Below are 23,106 nucleotides of genomic sequence, written 5' to 3'. Positions count from 1 at the left end.
GTTCAGTGGACCTGCAGCACTTGCTGCGCCAGCGATTGGCCGCTATTGCTCCGGCCCCATGAAGTCTCAAGCGGCGGCATATTTGACGCGGGGATCCTGAAAGTAGCTCATCACCCGCTCGGGTGACTTCTCCAGCATGGCCATGTGTTCGTTGGCCGCATCGCGCAGTTTTGCCTTTGTTCTGACCGGGACCCGCTTGCCCATGGCCTGCTTGAGGTCGGCGTTCAAACGCTCTTCTGGGTTGAGTTCCGGGCTGTAGCTGGGCAGGTAGAACACCTCGATCTGTTCCTTTCTCTCTGCCAGCCACGCCTTGACCGGTTTGCTGTGATGTACACGCAGGTTGTCAAGGATCAGGAACACCTTCTTGCCCGCGTCCTTGATCAAGGCCTCCAGGAACTCAATCAACTTGTCGCTGTTGAAGGCCTCGTCAATGATCATCCAGCGTGCCTTGCCCCGGTTGGTCACCGTGGCGATCATCGACAGCTTCTGGCGTGTGCTGCCCACCGTGAACGCCACGGGTGTCTCACCTGCTGGTGCATAGCTCCTGCCGCGTACATCGGTGTTGACCAGTGCGGTCTCATCGCCCCAGTGGATTTCGCCGCCCTCAGCCTTGGCCTTGGCCTCGATGGCCGGGTAGTGTTCATCTAGCCAGGCCTTGACGGCTTCGGGGCGTTGTTCGTATGCCTTCTTGATGGGCTTTTGTGGGGTGAAACCCCAGCGTGCCAGGTATTTGCCCACGGTGCGCACACCCAATTTCAAGCCACATTCCTGTTCGATAAGCTGCATCACGGCGGCGCGACTCCACAGGAAGAAGTCCATCTTCAATTGCTCGGGACGTTTGTCGCAGATGGTCTTTTGGATGTGGACTTCTTGCTCGGGCGTGAGCAATCGGGCATCGCCTTTCGTGCGACCACGACCGGCTGGTTTGATGGCTGGCCAGCCGCCTTGCTCGAACAGATCAAGCACCTTGCGCACAGCCGGGTAGCTCAAGCCCGACATCTGCACCAGTTCCATGACTTTGATGCCCCGTTTGTGCAGTCGGATGACTTGCTTGCGCCGCTCGTGAAGCTGCTCCAGGGTTTGGTATCTCGCGTCTTCTTTGTCCATGCTGCTTCGAACGCGAAAATCAGCAGAAAGTTCAATCTTTATGGGGCCCGATCAATAAGCCACGCGCCTTCCACCTTGCCGCCGTTGAGCCAGTCACCGCACATGCCCATGCGCAGGGTTGCATCCCACCAGTGGCCTTGGGTGAGTGCAGGTTCAGTGTCGGCATAGCGCCAGCGGTGGGCCGTGGCCTGCACGAGGTGTGGGGCAGGGCCGCCCAGCGCTGCAAATGCGGCGAGCAGGGTGCCAGTCACAGCATCTGCGCTGTCTTCGATATGGGCTTCACTCCACTCGGGGCTCGCGTGCAGCAGCCAGGTTTCCATGCCGGGGGGCACGGTGCGGCCCGGCTTGCTGCTGTCGCGGGCTACCCAGCGCAATGGCCCGTCGTTGATGAAGGCGCCATCCCACGGCAGCGGCACGGGCGCGGGGCAGCGCACCATCACGGCCCAGCTGCCGCGCATGCGAGCACTGGCGGCTACTGCAGCGCCTGCCGCGGCCACGGGCTGCAGCAACGGCACGGCTTGGGGGGCTGGCACGGCCAACAGCACCGCGCTGTAACGCTGGGCGTGCAAGCCATGCTCTGCCGAGGTAAGGGCCCAGCCGTCTACCTGCCGTTCCAGCCGCTGCACCGTGGTTTGCCACTGGCTTTGGGTACATTCGCCCGCCTGCTGCAAGCCCTGCACCAGCCAGGCGGCGGGAGATGTCATGCGGGGTGCGCCGACAAAGCGTTCTAGCGGCGTCTCGGGCGTGGACCAGGTGCTGCCGTCAAAGCTGGCGAGGCGTGCGTCCCACAGCGCGGCCACGCCGGCCTGCTGCCAGCGGGCTACTTCGGCGCGAAAGGTGGCATCACGTGCCGTGAAGTACTGCGCGCCGTGGTCGCACTGCCAGGGGCCTGCGGGGTCTTCAGCGCGGCGCGTGCTCATGCGGCCAGAGGGGCCCCGGCTTTTGTCAAACACATGCACCTGGTGCCCGGCCTGAACCAGGGCTTGCGCACATGACAAGCCCGCCAAGCCCGCGCCGATGATGGCGACGGGCAACGCTTGCGCAGTGGTGGTCATGGCTGCGGGTCCGTGCGCTCGTGGGTCACCCAGATCAGCGCCTGGGTGTCGATGCCCAAAGCTTTGGCACGGGCGACGATCTGCTCGCGCAGTGCGGGTGCGAGTTGCTTGGTGCGCGACAGAATCCAGCAGTAACTGCGGTCTGGCCTCACCACCAAGGCCCACTGGTAGTCGGCATCCAGCGCCGCCACGTGGTAGCCGCCATAAAACGGGCCGAAGAACGATACCTTGAGCGAGGCTGTGTTGGCATCGCCCGTGAACAGGGCCTTGCCCACGGCCTGGCGCCATTGGTTCTTGGCCACGTCAAAACCCCGGTTCACCACCCGCACACTGCCGTCGCTCTGGCGCTGGTAAGTGGCGCTCACGTCCGTCATGCCGCGTTCAAACGAATGGTCGAGCCGCGCCAATTCGTACCAGCGGCCCTCGTAGCGAGCCAGGTCGAACGGCGAAACAGCAGCTATACCCTGGGGCGGCTGCATGGAAGCGCAGCCCGCCAAAACGGCTGCCGCGCCCAGGGAGGCGAGCAGCACTGCACGGCGAAGCATGGGGGTGGTTGGAGGCATAAAAACCAATCAGTCACAAAACAAACCGAATGGTATACCAAACAAAGCAGGCACCACGGAGCTGCACGCTGTTCACCGCAGCCCGCCTGCGCAGGCCATCAGCAGCCCCGACAGCACCTTCCCGCGCCGCCGCTTAAACTTGGCACCCATGACCCTCAAGATCACCGTTTATTCAAAGTCCGCCTGCCCCCAGTGCGAATCGGCCAAGAGCCTGCTGAAGGCGCGCTCACTGCCCTACGAAGAAATCAAGATCGACGATGAAGCCGAACGCCTGGCCTTCTACGCCAAGTGCGGCCCCGCCGTGCGGCAGATGCCGCAGGTGTTCATCAACGACCAGCGCGTGGGTGGGCTCACCGGGCTGCAGGCAGCGCTGCAACAACTGGGCCTGTGACGGCCTGATCTCCCTCATCTCCCTTTCAAGGGCCGGGCCAATACCTCGGCCCTTTTTTCTGGCGGCTCCACTTGCAGTGGCAAACCGCCTCATCCAATCCTGAGCACGCCACAGGTCCTACCGCGGGCGCCCTCCCTCCACGTGCGCGGGTGTCCTACACGGGCGGGCACTGCGCGGTGCTGCAATAAAGCACTGCACATGCGCCCCCAGGTGCGATGCAGCCACCAGACGCGGGCTTCGCGGCCCACGTTGTTATCGCTGAGCTATTGAGGAACACCATGGAACTCGGGATTCACACCATGTCCGACCTGTTTGAGCAGCTGGGCCTGCCTTCAGACGAAGAGTCGATGACCACCTTCATCGCCACCCACCGCACCACGGCGGTGAACTTCACGCTGCCAGACGTTGCCATATGGACGCCTGCGCAGGCCAAGTTTTTGCGCGAGGCCATTGCTGCCGATGCCGACTGGGCCATTCCGGCCGAGCAATTGAGCCAGGCGCTGGGCTGTGGCATTGGGCCGCGCAAGGACTGAGCAACGCCCCCACCGCGCGGCGCACGCTTCAGCCAGCGGCCAAGAAGCCATCCACCAGCGCATAGTGCGAAGGAACATTCAGTGCCGGGGCGTGGCCGCATCCCGGCACTTCTACCACCCGCAGCAATCCCCGTTCGCCGGGGCCCCGGCCCCGCATCTCTGCAAGTGTGCCCGGCAACACCAGGTCGGAATCCACCCCACGCAGGCACAGCACGGGAATGTGCAGCCGGTCATAGTGGTCCCAGATCAGGTAATCGTTTTCATGGTGGGTGAACTGCTGCACCATGGCCGGGTCGTAGTGCGGCGTGACCCGCCCGTCCGGCAGGCGCCGGGTGGAGGTTTCGGTAAGGTGGCGCCACTGAGCATCGCTCAGCCAGCCATAGGGTTGGTACACCTGCCGGAAGAACATCTCCAGTTCCACTACCGTGGCGAACGCTGGCGGCTGGCCCGCGTACGCACGGATGCGCTGCAGGGCGGCGGGCGCGAGTTCGGGCGCATTGTCGTTGAGCAACAGGCGTGTGATGCGGCCCTGCAGGCGCGGTTCATAGATGCCAGCCGCACACACGGTGCCGATAGCACCGCCCATGCTGGTGCCCACCCATTGGGCCGTTTCAATGCCGAGTTCGTCGAACAGCTCTGCCGCCAGGCGCGCATAAAACGCAAGGCAGTACTCCTCTGACGGCCGGGCCGCCCACTGGCTCAGGCCCCGCCCCAGGGTGTCGGGGCAGATAACGCGGTAGCGTGGCGCCAGGTGGCGGGCCAGCTCGTCCATATCGCGCCCGGTGCGCGCCAGGCCATGCCATGCCACCACCACGGGGGCGTCCGCCGCGCCCCATTCGGTGACGTGGATTTCGTAACCCGCACAGCGGATGTAGCGTGACGATGGAGACATGGTGTGGAGCATGGGTTGGCAAAACATTGCGGGCCGGGCACCTGCGAGGAGCCCGGCACCGCGCGCTCGGATCAGTTAGGCACGCTGACGGATGTGCCCACAAAGCCGATCTGGTCACCTGCAGCAGGTGCTGCCACAAAGGGCGGCACGTTGGCTGCCGTGATGGCGGGAGCCGCGCCCGGCACGCCACCACGCGGTGTGGTGCGCACCACCTGGCTGGGGGGCAGCGCGCTGCCCGACTTCAAGTGGGCATACATCGCGTCCATCGCCTGGTTGAAGTACGGATGCAGCGGCACAAAGCGCGTATCAAACCCGCTGAAGGGCAGGAAGGTGTCGAAATGCTGGCCGTTGGTCACCTCGATGTAGCGCAGCTTGGTGGACGCACCTTCGACCACGCGGTTGTAGGCCGTGTAAGCACGCGAGTTGTTGTTCACCGGCACCAGCGCATCACTGCGGCCGCTGACGATGATGGTGGGCTTGCCACGCAGGTTGCCGTTGAGCACCACCTCGGCAATGCCGGCACGTACCGCATCGCTCTGCGCCTTGGTGGGGGTGCTGCTGGCCGTGAGCGCCGCGCCGGTCACCGAGTCCACGCCCGTCACCAGCGCGCGCTGGCACAGGGCGTTGTCCAGGCCAAAGTCAGCCACGCCGGTGGATGGCGACACCGCAAACTGCCACGACTTCGCGCCGCCCACCGAATCGTTGTAGACCACCGAAACCGGCGTGCCGTTGGAAGTGCCATTGGCCGTGGCAAAGCTCTGCGCCAGGGCTGCAGGGCTCGCAGCGACGGGAACCCCCGTAGCATTCACCGAGGCAAAGCTGGTGTTGCAAACATTGGCGTCCACCGCAAAGCGGCCGTAGCTCACGGGGTACATGGCCGACAGGATGGGGCCGTTGCCCAGCGCATAGTGGGCGTTGTGCATCTGGTCGGTCTCCGGCGTCCAGCCGAAGGCGCGCAGCTTGTTCAAGGCGTCTTGCGCGCGGGCAGCCGTGTCGGCACCAGTGACCAGGCCCTTGGCGGCCAGGCTGTCGCAGCGCGCCGTGGCGCGGGCAGTCATGCCCACCAGACCGATGTAGTTGAAGATGGAGGTTTCGGTCAGCGCCGCACCGGGCGCCAGGGCTGCGCAGGGCTGGTAGATGTTGCCGAAGGTGGTGAAGTCGGCCAGGGTCTTGCCATAACCTGCCACGGCAGCGCCGCCAAACTGGATGCCGTAGCCACTGGCAGTGGGCATTTCGGTCACAGGTTCGGAGGCCACCACCCCGTCGATCAGGCCGCTGGTGTCCTGCTCGGCCGCGCGCAGCGAGGCCGCACCGCCGTTGGATGCGGAGCCCGCAATCACGATGGTGTTGTCGGTGGTGAACGGCACGCGGTTGGCGTCGGTGCCGTAGCGCTCATTGAGCACGTACATGGCATAGCGGCCAGCCGCGAGCGTGTCGCTGCCCCAGTCTTTCTCGGGGTTCATTTGCGAGTGCACATGCTTGATGGCCAGGCGGTTCGGGAACAGAGCGTTGTAGGCTGCGCGTGCAGCATCGGTGATGTTGGCGGCAAAGAACGACAGCGAGCCCGCCGCCGTGCGGGTGGCGCGGGTGCCATCGACCTTGTGCACGGTGTCGTCGGTCAGGTCGTGAATGCCCACGCCCTTGCCGGCATCGGTCAGCGCCACGGCGCAGCCCTTCTTCAAGCCCCACTCGCCTGCGGTGCCGATGGCGCCATACACGCCGCGCGAGCCGGACGAAGCGCCAAGCACCACGCAAGGGTTGGCAGGGTTGAAGCTGTCGGGCACCTGCACGGCCATCACGGTGCGCTTGCGGCCCGAGCCATCGTCCAGCACGGCCACATATTCACGGCCTGGAATCAGGCCTTCACTCGTCGTCACGGTGCCAGCGGCCGTCACGTTGGGGCCGTACAGGCTGCCGTAGCCGCCGGCGGTCGTGCCGTCCAGAATGCCGCGGTAGTTGGAATAAAGCGCGTTGCGGCGCAGCTCGGCCGCCGTTGGGTTGGCAGGGTCGGCATAGGCGGGCGCGGTGGCCAGGCCCAGGCCGGTTTTGCCGATGCCGCCCGTCAGCAGGTCTTGCGTGGCTGCGGTGTCGCCCTTGCCCACAGCCGTGGCGGGGTACGCCGTGCTGCTGACTTGCGTGATGCCTGCGGGCAGGTCATTCGTGGGGGCGTCAGAGCCGCCACACGCGGTCAGCGCCGCGCCCGCCAGTGCCGTCAGCGCCCACTGGGCGACGCGGTGTTTTTGCAGATTCGCTCTCATCATGTTGTCTCCTCATTTTTCTACTGACACAAAGGAGCGTGCTCAGCGTGCAGCACGCAGGGATCGCAGACGCCCAACGACGCCTGTGGGAAAGTAGTACACCGACAAAACAAACAAGACGCCCAGCCACAGCAGCCAGCGGTCAGGCGAGAGCAGCGCCGCCAGCCAGGGCAAGCCGCTGGCGGCCTCGCTGGCCAAGCGCAGCAAATCCTGCAGGTAGCTTTGCGCCACCAGGAAGAGCACGGCACCGATGACCGAGCCGTAGAGGGTGCCCATGCCGCCGATAACGACGATGAGCAGGCAGTCCATCATGATTTCAAAACTGAGCGAGGTGTCTGGCCCGTTGTAGCGCAGCCAGAGCGCCAGCATGCAGCCCGCCAGCGTGGCAAACAGGGCCGACAGCACGCTGGACGTGGTGCGGAACACCACCACGCGGTAGCCAATCGCTTCGGCGCGGAACTCGTTTTCGCGGATGGCCTGCAGCACCCGGCCGAAGGGCGAATTGACGATGCGCAGCAGCGCCAGCACCAGCACCACCGCCGTGACGAACAGCAGGTAGTAGCAAATCAGCCGCCCATCCACCGTGACGCCCAGAAACGGATCGTCAAACGGCTCAAAGCTGGGCGACAGCACCTCGGGCACCTTGAAGGTCAGGCCGTCCTCACCGCCGGTGATCTCAGAAAGTTGCGAGGCCAGCGTCTGGAAGGCCGCCGCCACGGCCAGCGTGATCATGGCGAAGAAGATGGCCCGCACCCGCAGCGAGAACAGGCCCACCGCCAGCGACAGGAGCAGCGACAGCAGCTGCGCCCCGCCCACGCCCACCAGCAGGGCCGACCACGTCGGCCCCATGCGCGTGGTGGCCACGGCAATGCCATAGGCCCCAATGCCAAAGAACATGGTGTGCGCAAAGCTGACGATGCCGGTGTAGCCCAGCAGCAAGTCAAAGCTGGCCACCAGCACCACAAACACCAGCACCTTGGCCGCCACGTTCAGCGCCTTGACGCCCGGAAACAGAAACGGCGCCAACGCCAGGCCCAGCAGCACGGCCAGCAAGAGGGCCGCCAGCACCTTGCTGCGCGGATAGTCGCCAGAGAGAAGTCGGTTCAACATGGGTATCTTTCCATTTGTCAGCGTGCTGTTCACAGGTCACTGCGACAGCCAAGGGCGCGCACCGAGCCAGCGGCCGCCGTGCAAGGGCCTGAGCCGGCCGCACCGCCCCGCCGCACCGGCGGCGTCCCCCTTCCAGGGGGAAGGCGCGAAGCGACTCAGGGGGTATTTCATCTGTTCGTGACCGGGTACACACCCTGCGGGCGCCACAGCAGGATGGCGACCATGAGCGCGATGTTGGAAAACAGCGCCACCTTGGGGGCCAGAAAGCCGGTGTAGTTGGCCATGAGGCCCACCAGCAGCGCGCCAATCAGCGCCCCGCCCGTGCTGCCCAGGCCGCCGATGATGATGACGATGAAGATCAGCACATTGACCTGTGCGCCCATCTGCGGCACCACGTTTTGCTGGTACAGGCCCCACATCACGCCGCCCAGCCCCGCCAGGGCCGAGCCCACCACAAACACGGCCACAAACAGGCGGCGAATGCGGTAGCCCAGGCTTTCGACCATCTCGCGGTCTTGCACACCGGCGCGGATGAGCAGGCCGACCTTGGTGCGCGAGAGCGTCCAGGCCAGCACGCCAAACACCACCAGGCCCACGGCCACCGCGACCAGCCGGTACTTTTCGATGGCGGCATCACCCAGCAGCAGCGAGCCGCGCATGCCTTCGGGCAGCGGCAGCGGAATTTGCTGCGGGCCCCAGATGACCTTGATGAGTTCCTCGCCAATGATCATGCCGCCCATGGTGATGAGGATCTGCTTGAGGTGCTGGCCGTACACGGGCCGCACGATGAAGCGCTCAAACGCCAGGCCCAGCGCGCCTGCCACCGCCATGGCCACCAGCATGGCGGGCAACACGGCCACCATATTGCGCCACAGCTCGGCCGAGCCCGTCCAGTCGCCCATCGCACCCAGCACGCTGGTGGCCACAAAGGCGCCCAGCGCAATGAACACGCCGTGACCGAAGTTGAGCACGTCCATCAGCCCGAACACCAGCGTGAGGCCCGAGGCGATGATGAAGATGATCATGCCCATGGCCAGCCCTGCCACCGTGAGCGTGAGCCAGGTGCTGGGCGAGCCCACCAGCGGCAGCGTGACGAGCGCGAGCAGCGGCACCAGCGCCAGGGGCTTCCAGTCGAAATCGCTGGCGGTCATGCGAGCGGTCATGCGTGGCCTCCGGTTCGGTTCTGAATTGCTACTCTTTTGATAGCTGGTTGCGCTTGATGGATAAGCGCCAGAGGGCGATTTGGTTTGATATTCATAGCGACAGCCCCAGCAGCGACTGCTGCAATGCCTCGTCCGCTGCCAGCGCGGCCATGCTGCCCGCGTGCACCACGCGGCCGTTGTCCATCACCGCCACGGTGTCGCCCAGGCGTTTGGCAAAGTGGATGTTCTGCTCGACCAGCAGAATGGTCACGCCGCTCTTTTTGAGCTGGTCGAACGCCTCGATCATGTTGTTGATGATGGCGGGGGCCAGGCCCTTGCTGGGCTCGTCCACGATGAGCAGGTCACGCGGCTCGATGATGGCGCGGGCCACGGCCACCATCTGCTTTTGTCCGCCGCTGAGCTTGCCTGCGGGGTGGTTCCAGAACTTCTCCACGGCCGGGAACAGGCGGAAGATCCATTGCAGCCGCGCGGCATCCATCTGCGCTGCATTGCTGGCCTTGCGTGCGGCCAGCAGCAGGTTTTCCTTCACCGTCAGGTCGGCAAAGATGCCCATGTTCTCGGGCACGTAGGCAATGTTGAGCCCCGCAATCTGCGGTGTGTGCAGGCGCGTGATGTCGCGCCCGTTGAAGTGGATGCTGCCCTGCGAGGCCTGCCACAGGCCCATGATGGTGCGCAGCGTGGTCGTCTTGCCCGCGCCATTGCGGCCCAGCAGCATGGTGAGCTGGCCTTTGGGGATGGCGAGATCGACGCCGTGCAGGATGTGGTACGCCCCGATGTGCGTGTGCACGCCCTTGAGTTCCAGAAGGTTGGCGGTGCTGCTCATGCGGCCTCCCGCTGTTCGGTGGACTCTTCTTTGGAGACGCCCAGGTACGCCTCCTGCACCACAGGCGATGCGATCACCTCGGCCGGTGCGCCATCGGCCACCAGCGTGCCGTTGGTCAGCACGATGATGCGATCGGCCAGCTCGCGCACCACGTCCATCTTGTGCTCCACCAGCAGGATGATCTTGGTCTTGTCTTTTTTGAGCTCACGGATCAGGTTCAGGATCACCGGGGCCTCGTCGTGGCTCATGCCTGCCGTGGGTTCGTCAAACATGTAAACCTGTGGCTCCAGCGCCATCAGCAAGGCCACTTCCAGCTTGCGCTGGTCGCCATGCGGCAGGCTGGCCACGGGGGTGTCGCGCCGCTCGAACAGGGCCACGCTGCGCAGGATGGATTCGGCCCGCTCGGTGAGGTGGCGGTGGTCGCTCCAGATGCTCCACAGGTTGAGCCCCCGGCGGTGCGCCCCGCCCTGCGTGGCCTGCACGGCCAGGCGCACGTTCTCCAGCACGCTCAGGTTGGGGAACAGGTTGGTGAGCTGAAACGCCCGGCCCAGCCCCGCACGGGTGCGGGCCGAGGGGCTGAGCGCCGTCAGGTCTTGCCCGCCCAGCTGCACGCTGCCCGCACTGGCCTTGAGCTGGCCCGAGATGAGGTTGAAGTACGTCGTCTTGCCCGCGCCATTGGGGCCCACGATGGCGGTGAGCGTGCCCGGCGCAAAGGCACAGGTCACACCATTGACCGCCACATGGCCGCCAAAGCGGATGGTCAGGTTGTGGGTTGCGAGCATGGGGGCAGCAGGTGGTGGAGAGGCAAACGGCAGGCCAGTACAAAGATCAAGGTCAAAACAGCCCCCAGCGCTTATCCATCAAGCGCCAGCAGCTATCAAAAAGTGAGCAGCAAACTGCGCAGGGCCATCGCGCCCCACGCAGCCGCTGTGTCAGCGCAATCAGCGCTTGTTCCGGATCGGAACGTTCATCTCTTCGGGCTTGATCTCGCGCACCAGCTCGGGCACGCCCCAGGCAAACGCCGGGTCCACCTTGATCTTGAAGTGGTACATGCTCTGCAGGGCCTGGTGATCTTCCTTGCGGAAGGTCATCTTGCCCTTGGGTGTGTCAAAGCTCATGCCTTCCATGGTTCGGATGAGCTTGTTGGTGTTGGTCTCGCCATTGGTGGCCTTGAGGGCGGTGACCAGCGCCATGGCCGAGGAGAAGCCCCCGGCGGTAAAGAAGTCTGGCGGGGCCTTGAACTGCTTGTAGTGCATCGCCACCAGCGCTTCGTTCACGGGGTTCTTGGGAATGCCGAAGTAGTAGTACGTGGCCCCTTCCATGCCCGGGAAGGCCTTGTAGCTGGCCATGGCGGAAAGGATGTTGCCGCCCGAGGCCACGTCAATGCCGAAGCGCTTGGACAGCTCTTGTGCAGCTAGCGCGGCGTAGGGCGGCGTGCCACCAGCCCAGATCACCATCACCACCTTGCGGCCGGGCTGGTCCTTGAGCTTGTCGACCACGCGCTGGATGCCTGCGGTGAAGTCGGTGGTGTTTTGCGGCAGGTATTCCTCGTGCACCAGCTTGGCGTTCTTGATGGCTTCCTTGAAGGCCTTCACGCCGTCGCGGCCAAAGGCGTAGTCTTGCGCCAGCGTGACGATGGTGGTGCCCGCCTTGTCCACCGCCACGGCGTTGCTGATGGCATCCTGGCTGCTGTTGCGGCCGGTGCGGAAGATGTATTTGTTCCACTTGTCGCCGGTGATGGCATCAGCCGCAGCGGGCTCCACCAGCAAGATCTTTTTGTATTCCTCGGCCACGGGCAGCAGCGCCATCGCCACGCCGCTGGAGGTGGGGCCCACGGCAATGTCAGCCTTGTCGTCGGAATAGGCCGAGGCCAGCAGGCTCTTGCCCAGGTCAGGCTTGCCCTGGTCGTCTTTCTCGATCACCACCAGCTTCTTGCCCGCCACCTGCATGGTGCCGCCCGTGGCGTACTCCAGCCCCATCATCAGGCCAATCTGCGTCTGCTTGCCGTAGGCCTCCAACGCACCGGTCTTGCTGTACACGTGGGCGATGCGGATTTCGCCCGACTGGGCCCACGCAGGGGCGGCAATGGCGGCGAGTGCGGTGGCAGCAAAGGCGGTGGCGGTGACCAGGGTGCGGCGTTGCATGGCGAATGTCTCCTGTGGTTATGCAAGCCACCAGTGCACAGTCCATGCCAGCAGCCCAACACACCATGCAGCCACGCTAAGTGCTTGATTTGAATCACCCCGCACGGGCCAAAGCACTTGCCTCGCGCTCAGAATGCCTGAATTTCAGACAATCTGTTTGCCTGAAATTCAGTCAAATGACTGATTTCCAATCAGGGTTTTCCAGACGTTCGTACAAGGTGGCACGGGCGATACCCATCTGCCGCGCCGTGGCCAGCTTGTTGCCGCCATGGGCCTTGAGGGCGGCGGCGATGGCTTTGCGCTCCAGCTCGGCCACCTGCTCAGCCAGGGGCCGCAGGTAGCGGGCTTCGCTGTCGGCATCGGGTGCGGGGTGATCCATCACCGGCGCGGGGGCCGCGGGCTCCACCCCGGCTTCGCGCAGCACGCGGGCCAGTTGTTCGGCGTCGATGGTGCTGGCGTCGCTGCGCATCACGGCCTGTTCCAGCACGTTGCGCAGCTCGCGGATGTTGCCGCGCCAGGGCTGGCCGGCCAACAGGGCCAGGGCATCGGGGGCCAGTTCGGGCGGCGCGGTGCCATTGCGCAGGGCCAGGTCTTCGCCGAGGGATTCGACCAGCGCCGGGATGTCGCTGCGCCGCACCCGCAGCGGCGGCACGCGCACGGGCAGCACATGCAGGCGGTAGAACAGGTCTTCGCGGAACTTGCCCTCGCGCACCAGCACACCCAGATCGCGCGAAGTGGCGGCGATGATGCGCACATCAAAAGGCACCAGCTTGTTGCTGCCCAACGGCTCGATCTCGCCTTCTTGCAGCGCGCGCAGCAGCTTGGCCTGCAGGCTTTGCGGCATGTCGCCAATTTCGTCGAGGAACAGCGTGCCACCATCGGCCAGCTTGAACTTGCCATCGCGCCCCTTGCGGTCGGCCCCGGTGTAGGCGCCGGGGGCCACGCCGAAGAATTCGGCTTCAAGCAGCGTGTCAGGCACGGCAGCAATATTCACGCTGACAAAGGGGCCGCTGGCGCGGCTAGAAGCGGAATGGATGGCGTGGGCCAGCAGCTCTTTGCCCGTGCCCGTCTCGCCCAGCAGCAGCACCGGGCTTTGCGATTGCGCGGCACGCCGCGCCTGGCGCTTGACCTCGGCCGCTGCGGGGCTGGAGCCGATGAAGCTGGCGAAGGTGTATTTGGCGCGGCGCTCTCCATCCCCCGCCACGGCCAGCGTGCGGCGGCGCTGGCTGGCCAGCTCGCGCCGGGCATCGTCCAGGTCGCGCTGCAGCAGCGCAAATTTGCTGATGAGCGGCTGCAGCGTGGTCTCGGGGTGGTCAAACAGCACGATACCGATGGCGCCGATCACGCGGTCTGCCTCGTCGCGCAGCGGAATGCGGCTGACCACAAAGGTGCCTGCCTTGTTGGTGAGCAGATCAATCAGCACGGGCTGCCCGGTCTCCAGCACACGGCGCATCTGGGTGTTGGGGATGACCTCTTCCACCGTGCGGCCCAGGAACTGGTCCAGGGACGAAAAGCCCAGGTCGGGCAGGAAGCGCTGGTAGCCCTCGTTCACCCACACGATGCGGCAGGTGCGATCGACCAGGAACATGCCCTGGCTGACGCTGGAAAACAGCTGGAACATGGAGTGCGCCGCCAGCTCCAGAATGCTCTGGGCATCGAGCGGCAGTGCGGGGGTGTCGTCGGGAAGCGCGGGCATGGGTGCGATGGTAGCGTGATGCTCAAGCGGGTCTGGCACGAGCCGCAGCGATGGCCACCGCCAGCCCAGGCGGCGCCCCAGCTTGCTCAAGGCTAGGTCAAACACTATCAAAAGAATAGCTGACAGCGCTTATTGCAAAAGCGCCAGAGGCTGTTTTGCCTATCAATCCTGCACTGCATGCAGCATGGCGTGGGGCAGCGCTGAACGCCCACCACCCGCCAGGCGCAGCACCACCACGGGCTGGCCAGTGCCCTGCGCTGCAGAAGGCAATGCCGCCTGGTCCACCAGAATGCAGGGCTTGCCGGTGCGGCGGCAATGGTCTTGCACGCGCCAGTAGTCGTCGTGGCTGATGCAGCCGGTCTGGCAGATCACCAGGTCGGCCGCAGCCAGGCTTTCTTCCAGAGCGTGGGGCGGCTGGTGTGCGGGCATGGGGTGTGCGGCGGGCGCAACTGCCTCATCCTGCGATAGCACGGCAGGCTCAGAAACATCCTGCACGGTGACCTGCAGCCGCCAGCGCAGGCATTCGCGCGAGAGGCTGACCACGCGTTCTGCCAGCATGCGAATGTGGCGGGCCATCTCCTTGCGCCGTGGCAACCCAGGCGGCTGGGCCTGGCGCGCATCTTCCAGGGCAGCGCGGGCCTGCTCCAGCCGCGTATCGCGCACGATCACCGCTGCGCGCAGGCGCACCACTTCGCGCTGCAACCGCTCCAGCTCGGCCGCCTGCTCGGCCACCACCTCACTGCAACGTGTTTGCGCCTCGCCCAACTGGCGGCACAGGGCCAGAAACTCTTGCGACAGTGTGTGCATGCGCCACCCATACAAATAAGAATTATTCTCATTCTAGGGTACAATGGGCAGCTGCAAAAGCAAGTACCTGGTGGGAGGACATCGGGGGACCACCCCCCGATGTCTGCTTGCGAAGCCGGTGTGCAGGGGGTGGGTGGCACGGTTCTCCTCCCACCCCGCAGCACCCACGCTCCACCCCCATGCGGCCTGGCGCAGCGCGCGCTCCCCCTTCCTCTTTTTCCAGAACCCCAGAAAAAAAGGGTGCGCAGATCACTCTGCACACCCTTGGGGTTATCGCTTTGCCTTGTCAGCCAGCGCCGGCCTCTATCGCCCGCAGTTTCTTGGCAGCCCAGCGGCGCAGCAGGCGCGGAATGATCAGCACGCACAGCACGATCACGATCAGGGTGAGCGAGCCTGGGCGCTCCAGGAAGATCGTCCATTTGCCTTCGCCAATCGCCACGGCGTTGCGCATCTGCGCCTCGGCCAAGGGGCCCAGGATCATGCCCACCACGACCGGGGCGGCCGGGAAGTCAAAGCGGCGCATGACCACGCCCAAGAGGCCTATCGCATACAGCAGCACCAGGTCGAACGCACTCTGGCGCATGCCATACACACCCAGCGTGGAGAACACCAGAATGCCCGCGTACAGGTACGACTTGGGAATATTGAGCAGCTTGACCCAAAGGCCCACCAGCGGCAAGTTCAGGATCAGCAGCATCACGTTGCCGATGTACATCGACGCGATCAGCGCCCACACCATCGCACCGTTGGTGTCAAAGAGTTGCGGGCCAGGCTGGATGCCGTAGTTCTGGAACGCACCCAGCAGGATGGCCGTGGTGTTCGACGTGGGAATGCCCAGCGTGAGCAGCGGAATCAGCGTGGCCGTGATGGCTGCGTTGTTGGCCGCCTCGGGGCCGGCCACGCCCTCAATGGCGCCGGTGGTGCCGAATTCTTCCTTGTGCTTGCTCAGCTTCTTTTCTGCGGCGTAGCTCAGGAAGGTCGGAATCTCGCTGCCGCCCGCAGGCACGGTGCCAAACGGAAAGCCGATGAAGGTGGCGCGAATCCAGGCGGGCCAGGAGCGCTTCCACTCTTCCTTGGTCATGTGCGTGCTGGTCAGGCGGTTCTGGGTTTCGTCCACCCGCCCTTCGTACATCACGTTGTACAGCGCCTCGCCCACGGCGAACAGGCCCACCGCAATCAGCACCACTTCGATGCCGTCCATCAGCTCGGGCACACCACCGGTGTAGCGGGCCTGGCCGGTGATCTGGTCGATGCCGATCAGGCCCATCGCCAGGCCGACAAACAACGCCACCATGCCGCGCAGCGTGCTCTTGCCCAGCACCGCGCTCACGGTGGTGAAAGCCAGCACCATCAGCATGAAATATTCAGGGGGACCCAGGCGCACAGCATATTCAGCCACCAGCGGCGCAAAGAACGTGACCAGCACCGTCGCAATCGTGCCTGCCACGAACGAGCCGATGGCCGCTGTGGCCAGCGCAGCACCAGCGCGCCCGCTCTTGGCCATCTTGTTGCCCTCCATGGCCGTGACCATGGAGCCCGCCTCACCGGGCGTGTTCAGCAGGATGGACGTGGTGGAGCCACCGTACATGGCGCCGTAATAAATGCCGCCGAAGAAGATCATGGAGGCCGTGGCCTCGACCTTCACCGTGATGGGCAGCAGCATGGCCACGGCCACGGCAGGACCGATGCCCGGCAACACGCCCACAGCGGTGCCGATGATGCAGCCCACAAAGGCCCACATCAAGTTGATAGGAGTGGCAGCGGTGATGAACCCCTGCATCAGTAGATTGAGCGTATCCATGGCGTGCTGGCTTTACAGCCACCCCGTGTTGGTGAGGCCGGGCAGGTTGATGGCCAGCAGTTGCGTAAACATCCAGTACACCGGCGCCGCTACCGCGATGCCAATGGCGGAATCCTTGATCCAGGCCTGCAGGCGCAAATCCAGTTGACCTTCAGAGCTTTTGAAACCCCGCACCGACAGCACGAAGCACAACGCGCAGCTCAAAATAAAGCCCAGGGTGGTGATGAGCATGGCGTTGAGCAGCAGCCCGGCGGACACCCAGATGAATCCCTTCCAGTGCGCCCGCTCGTCACCCGAGCCCTCTTCCAGTTCGCGAAAACCGCCGGTCAGCGCATGGGCGACGCACAACAGCCCACACACCAGCAAGGCGGCCGAAACCACCCACGGCAAGAAATTGGGGCCCACGCCCCCGTAGCCAGCTTCCGAGCTGACCGAGCTGGCGCCCCAGGCCAAGCCCCCAGCAAGCACCACAATGCCGAGACCCAGCAGGGTCTGCAGCGGCTTGGAGCGCGATGAATGTTGTTGTGTCATGGTTTTTCCCTCGCACACACCTGCAATGCGGCACAGCGGCGCTGCGCCCACTCTTTCGAGCAGGCGCAATGCCGCGCACGCCGTGCTTGCTTTAGATCATTCCAGACTTGGCCATCGTGGCGCGCAGGCTGGCAAATTCCGAGTCCACGAAGTTCGAGAACTCATCGCCAGCCAGCCATGCGGGCGTCCAGCCATTCTTTTCCATCGCGTCTTGCCAAGCCTTGTGCTTGAAGGTCTTGGACAGCGCGTCAATCAGGACCTTGCGCTGCTCGGCCGTGATGCCGGGGGCGCCGTACACGCCGCGCCAGTTGCCGATGTCCACGTTGATGCCCTGCTCCTTGAGCGTAGGCACATTCACACCCTTCAAACGAGTGGACGATGTCACGCCCACAGCGCGCATCTTGCCGGCAGCAATGTATTCCGCGAACTCGCTGTAGCCGCTGCCGCCGATGGTGACGTTGCCACCCAAGATGGCGGCGGTGGCCTCGCCACCCCCACGGAACGCGACGTAGTTGATCTTGGCAGGGTCCACACCCACTTCGCGCGCAATCATGGCGGCGGCAATGTGCTCGGTAGAACCACGCGAACCACCACCCCACTTCACGCTGCCGGGGTCTTTCTTGAGCTGCTCGACCACGTCCTTCATGGTCTTGAAGGGGGAGTTGGCAGGCAGCACAAACACGTTGTATTCGCTGGTCAGGCGGGCCAGAGGCGTGACCTTGTCCAGGCCCACGGGTGGCTTGCCTGTGATGATGCCGCCCAGCATCACAGCGCCCATCACCATCAGTGCGTTCGGGTCGCCCTTGCTGGCATTGACGAACTGCGCCAGGCCGATGGCGCCTGCGGCGCCGCCCTTGTTGTCATAAGACACCGACGAAGCGGCACCCGCATCTTGCATGGCCTTGCCCAGGGCGCGGCCCGTGGTGTCCCAGCCACCTCCAGGGTTGGCGGGAATCATCATCTTCAACGCAGCCGTCTGGGCCGACACCGGCAAGCTGCCGACGGCGGCCATGGCGGCCAAGGACTTGAGGAAAGTATCGCGACGCATCGGTGTCTCCTAGAACGGTTAGCGAATGGCTGGATGATGCGCGCCCTGCCTGTCAAAAGGCTGTCTGCAAACTCAGGGAAAACACCCATACGAGCGTTGCGCCGGGCCGCATGCCGTCCCCACATTTTTTGTGTATCGCTGCTGGCAAAACTCTGGAAACCGCAGCCCAGTCGGTGCTATGGTGCCGCGCATGCAATTGCTCCTAGTAGAAGACGACCCCACCATGCAGACCACCTTGCAGCGCGCGCTGACGCGGCGTGGCATGGAGGTGACTGCGGTGGGTGATGGCAAGGCGGCCCTCAGCCAGTGGGTGGGGCGTGTGCCCGACGCCGTGGTGCTCGACCTGACCCTGCCCGGCCTGGACGGCCTGCAAGTGCTGCAGCGTGCACGCGCACTCGGCCTGCGCACACCAGTGCTGATCCTCACCGCGCGCGGCACCGTGGGCGACCGGGTGATGGGGCTGAACGCCGGGGCTGACGATTACCTGCCCAAGCCCTTTGACCTGGACGAACTCGAAGCCCGCCTGCGCGCCCTGGTAAGGCGGAGTGCTGACCCTGGCGCCACGCCAGCGGGCAGCAATATCACGCAGATTGGCGCCATTCGTTACGACAAGGACAGTGGCGCCCTGTACCTGCACGGCGAAGTCATGGAGCTGACCCCGCGCGAGCTGGCGCTGATGCACGCGCTGCTGGCGCAGCCTGGGCACGCGGTGACCAAAGAGCGGCTGTACGAACTGGTGTTCCCCGGTCAGCTCGATGTGCAATACGAAGCCATCGAGGTGGTGGTGTACCGGCTGCGTAAAAAACTGGTGGGCACAGGCCTGACCCTAATGACCTTGCGCGGCCTGGGGTACCTGCTACGCACCGATGCGTGACGCACACAGCCAAACCATGAGCAAACCCCAGCAAGCCACCCACTCACTGCGACGCAGGCTGTTGCTGGGCATTCTGGTGCCGGTGATTGCCTTCATCAGCTTTAACACCTACAGCCTGTACCACCAGACGCTGGCGTCTTTGCACACGGCGTACGACCGGACGCTGCTGGCATCGGCCAAAAGCATCAGCGAGCAACTCGATGTGGAGGGCTACGACGACGATGCCCAGATCCGCGCGATCGTGCCGTACTCGGCGCTGGAGGCTTTCGAGGCGGACAACCAGAGCCACATGTTCTACCGCATCTCCACCCAGGGGGGTGAAGTGATCTCCGGATTCGGCGACCTGCCCGAGTGGCGCGGCAAGATTCCGCTCAAGCCCCCGTATGCTGCCCTGGTGGATTTTTACGACGACGTCTTCCGCGACCAACCCGTGCGCGTGGCAGTGCTACTGCAGCCGGTGGCCAGTGCCGAAGGCCGCGGCATGGCCGTGATCCAGGTGGCAGAGACGCTGGAGGTGCGTGAAACCCTGGCACTGCAAATTCTGTGGAAGACCTTGATGCGCCAGGCCCTGCTGATCGCAGTGATTGCCGTCACCGTGTTGTGGGTGGTGCAACGCGCTACACGCCCCGTGCGACACCTGAGCCTGCAACTGCAAGCCCGTGGCGAGGGCGACCTGAGTCCCATCGCCGCGCCCACAGCCCCGCGTGAACTGCAGCCTCTGATCGCCGCCACCAATCAGGTGATGCAACGCCTGCGCCATCTGCTGCGCCACCAAAAACGGTTTGTGCGCGACGCATCGCACCAATTGCGCACACCGCTGGCCGTGCTCAAGACCCAGGTGCAATCGGCGCTGCGCGGCGACATGCCCGCCGAGCAGGCCCTGCATGAAATCAGCGACACCGTGGACCGTGCCACCCAATTGGCCAACCAGATGCTGGCGCTGGCCAAGGTGGAGCAGTTGCGCCAGCAAAGCGAGCCCCCCATCACCCGGCTGGACGAGGTGCTGCGCACCGTGGCGCTAGAGATTTCGCCCCTGATCGCCCAACGCGATCTTGACTTTGGCATCCACACCGAAGCTGCCCCCGTGCGGGCCCATGAGTGGATGCTGCGCGAGCTGACGCGCAACCTGCTGCACAACGCGGTGCGCCACGCACCGCACGGCAGCGAGCTGGCGGTGGACCTGCGCTGCGACGCTCACCACACGGCGCTCACCATCAGTGACTGCGGGCCAGGCATTGAGCCCGAACTGGCAGCGCGGCTATTTCAACCCTTCTCAGCGGGCGATGTGCGCAGCGGCAGCGGCCTGGGCCTGGCCATTTGCCAGGAAATTGTGCAAGCGCTGGGAGGAAGCATCACCCTCACCAACCGCGAACAAGGCACCCGAATCCTGGGGCTGGACGCCGTGGTTCGCCTGCCGCTTGCGCAGCACTTTGCCAGCACCGCCCATGGCAACCCGGCACAATTGAGCGAATGAACGTGACTGAAACGATGCGGCTAGACAAGTGGCTTTGGTGTGCGCGCTTTTACAAAACGCGCAGTCTGGCCACCGAGGAAATTGCGAAGGGACGCGTCACCGTGAACGGCCAAGCCGCCAAGCCCGCCCGCGACTTGCGCTGTGGTGACACCGTGGCGCTGCGCCAGGAGCCAGTGGCCCGCACGGTACTGGTGCGAGCCTTGAGCGGCGCGCGTGGCCCTGCCCCCGTGGCGCAACTGCTGTACGAAGAAACGCCCGAAAGCATCGCCGCCCGCGAGCGCGCCGCCGAACAACGGCGCCTGGCCCCAGAACCCGCCGCCGCGCTGCAGGAGGGTCGCCCCACCAAGCGCGACCGCCGCAACATCGACCGCGCCCGAGACTGGGGTAGCCGCTGGAGCGCCTCGATTGACGAGTAAATGACTGCGGGGACTGCACCTCTCCCGGTAGGTGCTTTGTGCGGAAATACCTCTGCTATACGGGTTTTTATTAAGAATAATTCGCGTTTGTTTTATCATTAGGACATCGCAACCCCGAAAGAAGCATTTCCATGTCGAAGACCGTGAAAGCCCTGCTGACCGCCTGCGCACTGGCCGCCACTGCGGGCGCCACATTGGCCCAAGAGCAAGTCGTGAATCTGTACTCCGCCCGCCACTACTCCACCGACGAGGCGCTCTACACGGGGTTCACCAAGGCCACGGGTATCAAGATCAACCGCGTGGACGCCGACGATGCAGGCATCCTCGCTCGACTGAAGGCTGAAGGCTCTGCATCTCCGGCAGACGTCATCTTGCTGGTGGATGCGGCCCGGCTCTACAAGGGTGAAGTGGACGGTCTGTTCCAGCCCATCCAGTCCAAGGTACTGAACGACGCCATTCCCGCCAACCTGCGCAGTGCCCCCGCAGCCGATGGCGGCATTTCGTGGTTTGGTCTGTCCACCCGCGCCCGCGTCATTGTCTACAACAAGGTCAAGGTCCAAAAAGCCGACGTGGACACGTATGAGGAGCTGGGAGACCCCAAGAACAAGGGCAAGCTCTGCATTCGCTCGGGTTCGCACCCCTACAACCTGAGCCTGTTTGGCGCAGTGACCGAGCATTTGGGGGAGCAAAAAGCGGAAGCTTGGCTCAAGGGAGTAGTGGCTAATCTGGCCCGCCCTCCCAAGGGCGGTGACACCGACCAGATCAAGGCCGTGGCCTCCGGTGAATGCGATATTGGGGTGACCAATAGCTACTACCTCGCCCGCATGATGCGCTCCAACAAACCGGAAGACGTTGCGGTGGTGAACAAGGTCGGCGTGGTGTTCCCCAACCAGGCATCGTGGGGCACGCACCTGAACATTGCGGGGGGTGCAGTCGCCAAACACGCCAAAAACAAGGAAAATGCCGTCAAATTCCTGGAATACCTGGCAAGCCCCGAAGCACAAAACTATTTCGCCAACGGCAACAACGAGTGGCCTGCAGTCAAGAGCGTGACGCTGGACAACCCCGCACTCAAGGCCATGACGGGCAATGCCCCCTTCAAGAGTGAAACCATTCCCATCAGTGCCGTGGGAGCGAATGTGACCAAGGTGCAGCAGATGCTGGACCGCGTCGGCTTCCAGTAACTCAGTCACAGCCCACCCCCCCCCGAGCCCGGCACATGCCGGGCTTTTTTGTGCGCGCTCGCGCAGCATATTCGCGGAGGTGGTTGATAATTGACGTTTACGTCAACGTAATCCAATAAGGAGACACTTTATGGAAATCAAGGGCAAAGTACTCATCGTCACCGGCGGCGCCTCGGGGCTGGGCGAAGGCACTGCACGCATGCTGGCGTTGCGGGGCGGCACTGTCGTCATCGCGGACATGCAGGTCGAAAAAGGCGAAGCCGTCGCCAAGGAAATCGGTGGAGCTTTTGTGCGCTGCGATGTCAGCAATGAAGCCGATGCACAGGCAGTGATCGACAAAGCAGTATCGCTGGGCAAACTGATGGGCCTGGTCAACTGCGCAGGCATTGCGCCCGCTGAGAAAACCGTGGGCAAGAACGGCGCGCATTCCCTGGCCTTGTTCAGCAAAACCATCACAGTGAACCTGGTGGGCAGCTTCAACATGATCCGCTTGGCTGCCGAAGCCATGGCCAAAAACACCCCGGAAGTCACAGGCGAACGCGGTGCCATGATTTCTACCGCCAGCGTGGCTGCTTACGATGGCCAAATTGGGCAAGCTGCATATTCCGCATCCAAGGGCGGGATCGTGGGCATGACCCTGCCCATCGCTCGTGACCTGGCCCGCAACGGCATCCGCAACATGACCATTGCCCCAGGCATCTTCGGCACTCCCATGCTGTTTGGCATGCCCCAGGAAGTGCAAGACGCACTGGCCGCCGGCGTTCCCTTCCCGAGCCGCCTGGGCACGCCCGAAGACTACGCCAAGCTGGCCGTGCACATTTTTGAGAACGATATGCTCAACGGCGAAGTCATTCGACTGGACGGTGCGATTCGCCTGGCACCACGTTAATTGCTATAAATTTAATAGCTTGTAGCGCTTACCCCATAAGCGCTACAAGCCAAAAATACCGGGATTCTTCATTCCTAAACAGGAAACGCAAAAACAAAGACGCCGCAATGAAATTCATTGCGGCGTTTTGCTTTTTGGCGGAGTGGACGGGACTCGAACCCGCGACCCCCGGCGTGACAGGCCGGTATTCTAACCAACTGAACTACCACTCCTGGTAGATAGCTTTCGCTTGCATCTCAGACACAAGCCAAGCGCTACAACTTGGCGACCCTACGGGGATTCGAACCCCGGTACTCACCGTGAAAGGGTGATGTCCTAGGCCTCTAGACGATAGGGTCAAAACCTTG

At 64.0% G+C, this 23,106-nt stretch carries 22 protein-coding genes and 2 tRNA genes; 7 read left to right on the top strand and 17 right to left on the bottom strand.

The features are described 5' to 3' along the window. Window positions 1-66 precede the first annotated feature (66 nt). Genes PQV96_RS07835 through PQV96_RS07825 form a run of 3 tightly spaced genes read right to left on the bottom strand, consistent with a single transcriptional unit; the run spans window position 67 to window position 2,707 of the window. Complete coding sequence (locus tag PQV96_RS07835) at window positions 67-1,107, bottom strand: IS630 family transposase (protein WP_044395424.1); 1,041 nt, start codon at window positions 1,105-1,107, stop codon at window positions 67-69. 38 nt (window positions 1,108-1,145) lie between these two features. Beyond that, the gene (locus tag PQV96_RS07830; protein ID WP_207374586.1) at window positions 1,146-2,162 is read right to left on the bottom strand and encodes an NAD(P)/FAD-dependent oxidoreductase; all 1,017 of its coding nucleotides are present in this window, start codon (window positions 2,160-2,162) and stop codon (window positions 1,146-1,148) included. After that, a complete protein-coding gene (locus PQV96_RS07825) occupies window positions 2,159-2,707 on the bottom strand; it encodes a lipocalin family protein (protein WP_242638219.1) in 549 nt (182 codons plus the stop codon). Before PQV96_RS07825 ends, PQV96_RS07830 begins: the two co-directional genes overlap by 4 nt. Before the next feature lie 166 nt (window positions 2,708-2,873). On the opposite strand from PQV96_RS07825, the gene PQV96_RS07820 reads away from it, so the two are divergent. Beyond that, complete coding sequence (locus tag PQV96_RS07820) at window positions 2,874-3,116, top strand: glutaredoxin family protein (protein WP_066699259.1); 243 nt, start codon at window positions 2,874-2,876, stop codon at window positions 3,114-3,116. Between the two features lie 278 nt (window positions 3,117-3,394). Further along, window positions 3,395-3,649 (top strand): DUF2789 family protein, encoded by a 255-nt coding sequence (locus tag PQV96_RS07815; protein WP_142081195.1) that lies wholly within the window; start codon window positions 3,395-3,397, stop codon window positions 3,647-3,649. A 28-nt stretch (window positions 3,650-3,677) separates the two neighbouring features. Here PQV96_RS07815 and PQV96_RS07810 read toward each other — a convergent pair whose 3' ends face one another. The 12 genes from PQV96_RS07810 to PQV96_RS07755 all read right to left on the bottom strand — a co-directional run bounded on the left by PQV96_RS07810 (window position 3,678) and on the right by PQV96_RS07755 (window position 17,922). Beyond that, window positions 3,678-4,541: an alpha/beta fold hydrolase gene (locus PQV96_RS07810; RefSeq protein WP_273624948.1), complete on the bottom strand. Its 864-nt coding sequence runs from the start codon at window positions 4,539-4,541 to the stop codon at window positions 3,678-3,680. Between the two features lie 71 nt (window positions 4,542-4,612). Further along, entirely contained in the window at window positions 4,613-6,802 is a 2,190-nt protein-coding gene (locus PQV96_RS07805; RefSeq protein WP_420482189.1) for a 3-hydroxybutyrate oligomer hydrolase family protein, read from the bottom strand. 39 nt (window positions 6,803-6,841) lie between these two features. Next, window positions 6,842-7,909 carry a branched-chain amino acid ABC transporter permease gene (locus PQV96_RS07800; protein WP_273624947.1) on the bottom strand — a complete coding sequence of 356 codons (1,068 nt, stop codon included), beginning with the start codon at window positions 7,907-7,909 and terminating at the stop codon, window positions 6,842-6,844. Window positions 7,910-8,076: 167 nt separating this feature from the next. Next, window positions 8,077-9,060, bottom strand: a complete 984-nt coding sequence (locus PQV96_RS07795; RefSeq protein WP_066788205.1) for a branched-chain amino acid ABC transporter permease — start codon at window positions 9,058-9,060, stop codon at window positions 8,077-8,079. Between the two features lie 103 nt (window positions 9,061-9,163). Beyond that, window positions 9,164-9,895 (bottom strand): ABC transporter ATP-binding protein, encoded by a 732-nt coding sequence (locus PQV96_RS07790; RefSeq protein ID WP_099741524.1) that lies wholly within the window; start codon window positions 9,893-9,895, stop codon window positions 9,164-9,166. Continuing rightward, window positions 9,892-10,677 carry an ABC transporter ATP-binding protein gene (locus tag PQV96_RS07785; RefSeq protein ID WP_273624946.1) on the bottom strand — a complete coding sequence of 262 codons (786 nt, stop codon included), beginning with the start codon at window positions 10,675-10,677 and terminating at the stop codon, window positions 9,892-9,894. Before PQV96_RS07785 ends, PQV96_RS07790 begins: the two co-directional genes overlap by 4 nt. Before the next feature lie 159 nt (window positions 10,678-10,836). Next, window positions 10,837-12,039 carry a substrate-binding domain-containing protein gene (locus PQV96_RS07780; RefSeq protein ID WP_273624945.1) on the bottom strand — a complete coding sequence of 401 codons (1,203 nt, stop codon included), beginning with the start codon at window positions 12,037-12,039 and terminating at the stop codon, window positions 10,837-10,839. A 172-nt stretch (window positions 12,040-12,211) separates the two neighbouring features. Beyond that, complete coding sequence (locus PQV96_RS07775; RefSeq protein ID WP_273624944.1) at window positions 12,212-13,735, bottom strand: sigma-54 interaction domain-containing protein; 1,524 nt, start codon at window positions 13,733-13,735, stop codon at window positions 12,212-12,214. 162 nt (window positions 13,736-13,897) lie between these two features. Further along, window positions 13,898-14,542 (bottom strand): DUF2325 domain-containing protein, encoded by a 645-nt coding sequence (locus PQV96_RS07770; RefSeq protein ID WP_273624943.1) that lies wholly within the window; start codon window positions 14,540-14,542, stop codon window positions 13,898-13,900. A 286-nt stretch (window positions 14,543-14,828) separates the two neighbouring features. Continuing rightward, window positions 14,829-16,343: a tripartite tricarboxylate transporter permease gene (locus PQV96_RS07765; protein ID WP_142081214.1), complete on the bottom strand. Its 1,515-nt coding sequence runs from the start codon at window positions 16,341-16,343 to the stop codon at window positions 14,829-14,831. Window positions 16,344-16,355: 12 nt separating this feature from the next. Beyond that, window positions 16,356-16,874: a tripartite tricarboxylate transporter TctB family protein gene (locus PQV96_RS07760; RefSeq protein WP_207374596.1), complete on the bottom strand. Its 519-nt coding sequence runs from the start codon at window positions 16,872-16,874 to the stop codon at window positions 16,356-16,358. Window positions 16,875-16,965: 91 nt separating this feature from the next. Beyond that, window positions 16,966-17,922 carry a Bug family tripartite tricarboxylate transporter substrate binding protein gene (locus PQV96_RS07755; RefSeq protein WP_207374597.1) on the bottom strand — a complete coding sequence of 319 codons (957 nt, stop codon included), beginning with the start codon at window positions 17,920-17,922 and terminating at the stop codon, window positions 16,966-16,968. 190 nt (window positions 17,923-18,112) lie between these two features. On the opposite strand from PQV96_RS07755, the gene PQV96_RS07750 reads away from it, so the two are divergent. From PQV96_RS07750 to PQV96_RS07730, 5 genes are all read left to right on the top strand, one after another. Next, a complete protein-coding gene (locus PQV96_RS07750; protein WP_242638217.1) occupies window positions 18,113-18,796 on the top strand; it encodes a response regulator transcription factor in 684 nt (227 codons plus the stop codon). 16 nt (window positions 18,797-18,812) lie between these two features. Next, a complete protein-coding gene (locus PQV96_RS07745) occupies window positions 18,813-20,270 on the top strand; it encodes a sensor histidine kinase (protein ID WP_207374599.1) in 1,458 nt (485 codons plus the stop codon). Next, window positions 20,267-20,686, top strand: a complete 420-nt coding sequence (locus tag PQV96_RS07740; protein WP_207374600.1) for an RNA-binding S4 domain-containing protein — start codon at window positions 20,267-20,269, stop codon at window positions 20,684-20,686. Before PQV96_RS07745 ends, PQV96_RS07740 begins: the two co-directional genes overlap by 4 nt. 131 nt (window positions 20,687-20,817) lie before the next feature. After that, entirely contained in the window at window positions 20,818-21,870 is a 1,053-nt protein-coding gene (locus tag PQV96_RS07735) for an extracellular solute-binding protein (RefSeq protein WP_066692036.1), read from the top strand. Window positions 21,871-22,000: 130 nt separating this feature from the next. Next, a complete protein-coding gene (locus PQV96_RS07730) occupies window positions 22,001-22,759 on the top strand; it encodes a 3-hydroxyacyl-CoA dehydrogenase (RefSeq protein ID WP_207374601.1) in 759 nt (252 codons plus the stop codon). Between the two features lie 135 nt (window positions 22,760-22,894). On the opposite strand, the gene PQV96_RS07725 is transcribed toward PQV96_RS07730, so the two are convergent. Next, window positions 22,895-22,971: transfer RNA gene (locus tag PQV96_RS07725), tRNA-Asp, on the bottom strand. 50 nt (window positions 22,972-23,021) lie between these two features. Then, window positions 23,022-23,097, bottom strand: a tRNA-Glu gene (locus PQV96_RS07720). Window positions 23,098-23,106: the final 9 nt, after the last annotated feature.

The organism is Acidovorax temperans (assembly GCF_028596105.1).
GTDB lineage: Bacteria > Pseudomonadota > Gammaproteobacteria > Burkholderiales > Burkholderiaceae_C > Acidovorax > Acidovorax temperans.
Note: the sequence above shows the minus strand (reverse complement) of the source record. Positions and strands in the feature narration are given on the sequence as shown.

Excerpts from the sequence above, each read along its gene's own strand:
- PQV96_RS07835 (WP_044395424.1), bottom strand. The coding sequence starts at position 1,107 with ATGGACAAAGAAGACGCGAGATACCAAACCCTGGAGCAGCTTCACGAG.
- PQV96_RS07830 (WP_207374586.1), bottom strand. The coding sequence starts at position 2,162 with ATGACCACCACTGCGCAAGCGTTGCCCGTCGCCATCATCGGCGCGGGC.
- PQV96_RS07825 (WP_242638219.1), bottom strand. The coding sequence starts at position 2,707 with ATGCTTCGCCGTGCAGTGCTGCTCGCCTCCCTGGGCGCGGCAGCCGTT.
- PQV96_RS07820 (WP_066699259.1), top strand. The coding sequence starts at position 2,874 with ATGACCCTCAAGATCACCGTTTATTCAAAGTCCGCCTGCCCCCAGTGC.
- PQV96_RS07815 (WP_142081195.1), top strand. The coding sequence starts at position 3,395 with ATGGAACTCGGGATTCACACCATGTCCGACCTGTTTGAGCAGCTGGGC.
- PQV96_RS07810 (WP_273624948.1), bottom strand. The coding sequence starts at position 4,541 with ATGTCTCCATCGTCACGCTACATCCGCTGTGCGGGTTACGAAATCCAC.
- PQV96_RS07805 (WP_420482189.1), bottom strand. The coding sequence starts at position 6,802 with ATGATGAGAGCGAATCTGCAAAAACACCGCGTCGCCCAGTGGGCGCTG.
- PQV96_RS07800 (WP_273624947.1), bottom strand. The coding sequence starts at position 7,909 with ATGTTGAACCGACTTCTCTCTGGCGACTATCCGCGCAGCAAGGTGCTG.
- PQV96_RS07795 (WP_066788205.1), bottom strand. The coding sequence starts at position 9,060 with ATGACCGCCAGCGATTTCGACTGGAAGCCCCTGGCGCTGGTGCCGCTG.
- PQV96_RS07790 (WP_099741524.1), bottom strand. The coding sequence starts at position 9,895 with ATGAGCAGCACCGCCAACCTTCTGGAACTCAAGGGCGTGCACACGCAC.
- PQV96_RS07785 (WP_273624946.1), bottom strand. The coding sequence starts at position 10,677 with ATGCTCGCAACCCACAACCTGACCATCCGCTTTGGCGGCCATGTGGCG.
- PQV96_RS07780 (WP_273624945.1), bottom strand. The coding sequence starts at position 12,039 with ATGCAACGCCGCACCCTGGTCACCGCCACCGCCTTTGCTGCCACCGCA.
- PQV96_RS07775 (WP_273624944.1), bottom strand. The coding sequence starts at position 13,735 with ATGCCCGCGCTTCCCGACGACACCCCCGCACTGCCGCTCGATGCCCAG.
- PQV96_RS07770 (WP_273624943.1), bottom strand. The coding sequence starts at position 14,542 with ATGCACACACTGTCGCAAGAGTTTCTGGCCCTGTGCCGCCAGTTGGGC.
- PQV96_RS07765 (WP_142081214.1), bottom strand. The coding sequence starts at position 16,343 with ATGGATACGCTCAATCTACTGATGCAGGGGTTCATCACCGCTGCCACT.
- PQV96_RS07760 (WP_207374596.1), bottom strand. The coding sequence starts at position 16,874 with ATGACACAACAACATTCATCGCGCTCCAAGCCGCTGCAGACCCTGCTG.
- PQV96_RS07755 (WP_207374597.1), bottom strand. The coding sequence starts at position 17,922 with ATGCGTCGCGATACTTTCCTCAAGTCCTTGGCCGCCATGGCCGCCGTC.
- PQV96_RS07750 (WP_242638217.1), top strand. The coding sequence starts at position 18,113 with ATGCAATTGCTCCTAGTAGAAGACGACCCCACCATGCAGACCACCTTG.
- PQV96_RS07745 (WP_207374599.1), top strand. The coding sequence starts at position 18,813 with ATGAGCAAACCCCAGCAAGCCACCCACTCACTGCGACGCAGGCTGTTG.
- PQV96_RS07740 (WP_207374600.1), top strand. The coding sequence starts at position 20,267 with ATGAACGTGACTGAAACGATGCGGCTAGACAAGTGGCTTTGGTGTGCG.
- PQV96_RS07735 (WP_066692036.1), top strand. The coding sequence starts at position 20,818 with ATGTCGAAGACCGTGAAAGCCCTGCTGACCGCCTGCGCACTGGCCGCC.
- PQV96_RS07730 (WP_207374601.1), top strand. The coding sequence starts at position 22,001 with ATGGAAATCAAGGGCAAAGTACTCATCGTCACCGGCGGCGCCTCGGGG.